This window comes from Actinomycetota bacterium, from assembly GCA_035536535.1.
Classification (GTDB): domain Bacteria; phylum Actinomycetota; class JAICYB01; order JAICYB01; family JAICYB01; genus DATLNZ01.
On the sequence record DATLNZ010000172.1, the window covers coordinates 1 to 2,098 of the forward strand.

Annotated in this window: 2 protein-coding genes; both read left to right on the forward strand. The window is 67.2% G+C overall.

Going from position 1 to position 2,098, the window contains the following annotated elements; all coding sequences use genetic code 11:
• On the forward strand, positions 1-1,449 hold a 1,449-nt coding region (locus VNE62_11575), incomplete at its 5' end, for a GspE/PulE family protein (GenBank protein HVE92918.1).
• Positions 1,450-1,510: 61 nt separating this feature from the next.
• Positions 1,511-2,098, forward strand: a 588-nt coding sequence (locus tag VNE62_11580; GenBank protein ID HVE92919.1) for a hypothetical protein, incomplete at its 3' end; no start/stop codon positions are given.

Here is a 2,098-nt window from a genome sequence, read left to right on the forward strand (position 1 = left end):
CTCGTCCCCGACGCGGTATGCCGCCGCCACAACGCGATCCCGATCGGCTACGACGGGCCGCGCCTGGTCGTCGCCATGGCGGACCCGGCGAACGTCTTTGCGATCGACGACATCCGCTCCATCACCGGTCGCGAGGTCAAGCCGGTCGTCGCCACTCGCGCCGACGTGCTGGCGGCGATCAACCGCCTACGGCGCATGGACGCCGAGATGGAGGACCTCACCTCCACGATCGACGTGAGCGATGACGACCAGCCTGACGATCTGTCAAAGATCGGCGAATCGACCGATGACGCGCCCATCGTCAAGTTCGTCAACCTGCTGATCACCCAGGCGATCCAGGACCGCGCGTCGGACATCCACATCGAACCGACCGAGAAGGACCTGCGGGTCCGCTTCCGCATCGACGGCGTGTTGCACGAGGTCATGCGCTCGCCCAAGAACATCCAGTCCGGCGTCATCTCGCGCCTGAAGATCATGGCGGAGATCAACATTGCGGAGCGACGCATCCCGCAGGACGGCCGCATGTCGATCGCGGCGCATGGCAAGAAGATCGACCTGCGCGTGGCGACTCTCCCCACCGTGTGGGGAGAGAAGGTCGTCATGCGAATCCTGGACAACTCCACGGCGCTGCTGAAGCTGACCGACCTGGGCTTCCTCCCGGAGAACTTCATGCGCTACGAGGAGAGCTACACCAAGCCCTACGGGATGATCCTCGTCACCGGCCCCACCGGGTCCGGGAAGTCGACGACCCTCTACTCCACGCTGAACATCGTCAGCACTCCGGACAAGAATGTCATCACGGTCGAGGATCCTGTCGAGTACCGGCTGCCCGGCATCAACCAGGTCCAGACCAACGTCAAGGCTGGCCTCACCTTCGCCGCCGCACTCCGGTCGATCCTGCGTTCGGACCCCGACGTCGTGCTCATCGGTGAGATCCGTGACCACGAGACGGCGCAGATCGCGATCGAAGCGGCCCTCACCGGCCACCTCGTCCTCTCCACGCTGCACACCAACGACGCGCCGTCCGCGATCACCCGCCTGATCGAGATGGGGATCGAGCCGTTCTTGGTGGGTTCTGCCATCGACTGCGTGCTAGCCCAGCGGCTGGCGCGCCGGCTCTGCCCGAAGTGCAAGGACCCGTACACGCCCACCGAGGACGCACTCGTCGCGGCCCGCTTCCCGTGGAAGCCCGGGGACGAGATCCCGACGCTTTACCGGCCGGCCGGGTGCACCGCGTGCAGCAAGACGGGCTACAAAGGCCGGATGGCGCTGCACGAGGTGATGCCGGTCAGCGAAGAGATCGAGCGGATGGCCGTGGAGCGCCGGTCCTCCGAGGACATCAACCGGGTCGCCCAAGACCTGGGGATGTTGACTCTTCGCAACGACGGCATGGCGAAGGTGCTCAAGGGCCAGACCTCGCTGGAGGAGATCTTCCGGGTGGTCGTGTGACCTCAAGCGCCACAGATCGCCTGCCGAAGCACGAACAGACTGCCCATAGAGAGGGGCCCCTGTGACGACGTCCGGATCCGGCATCGAGGACTACTTCGGTCCCGGCGGCCAGCGGCAGGGCTCGACGGGCACCGCCACGTCGACGCCAGAGCCCCGCCCCGAGGTCGACGCCGCGGCCGGAGCCGCCCAGCGCTCGGCGTACGGCGCCGCCCCCGCCGCGACGCAGACGGCCCCGCCGCCCCCACTGCCGAAACCGGCGACTCCGGGTTACGAGGCGACGCCGGACAGCTCGGCCGCCCCCGTGTCGGCTCCCGAGGCGGACGAAGGCGCCTACACCCGCGCCGCCATCGAAGAGGATAGTCGCCAGGAGGGCCTGTTCCTCAACGACCTGCTCATTCAGGTGCTCGAGCGCAAGGGCTCGGACCTGCACCTCACCGCCGGAGCCCACCCGATTATCCGCGTCAACGGCCACCTGCTGCCGCTGGACGAGTACCCGAAGATGTCCCCCCCGCTGATCCAGAAGATGATGTACGCGATCGTCACGCAGCGGCAGCGGGAGCGCTTCGAGGAGGAGCTCGAGCTCGACTTCGCCTACGCCGTACCGGGCAAGGCGCGGTTCCGCGTGAACCTCTACAAGCAGCGCGAGGCG